This window comes from Ochrobactrum sp. SFR4, assembly GCF_019730395.1.
Lineage (GTDB): Bacteria > Pseudomonadota > Alphaproteobacteria > Rhizobiales > Rhizobiaceae > Pseudochrobactrum.
Genome location: NZ_JAAPBB010000477.1, coordinates 1 through 329 on the forward strand (window position 1 = coordinate 1; position 329 = coordinate 329).

The 329-nt window shown below is 50.2% G+C and carries 1 pseudogene; it reads left to right on the forward strand.

Annotation, left to right across the window (positions count from 1 at the left end):
* Positions 1-329, forward strand: a pseudogene (locus tag HBA93_RS19880) (UDP-forming cellulose synthase catalytic subunit); the annotation flags it as partial.

Here is a 329-nt window from a genome sequence, read left to right on the forward strand (position 1 = left end):
GTGACGGCTAAGGATGAATCTATTCTGGTCAGTCGTCTCTCGGAGATAGCGCGTCCGTTTTTCATCATCTTTATCGTCCTTATTCTCGCGCTGATCATTGCTGCCTATCGTATATATACTGAACCATACAAAGCTGATGTGCTACTCGTTGTCGGTGGCTGGACGCTGCTCAACCTGATTATGGCCGGTTGTGCTCTCGGCGTTGTTTCAGAGCGCGGTGAGCGGTCTACGTCTGTACGGGTAAAAGTAACGCGGCGCTGCGAAGTGCTGATCGACGATCAATGGCAAACAGCGACAATTGATGATGTTTCGGCCAATGGTATGCACAT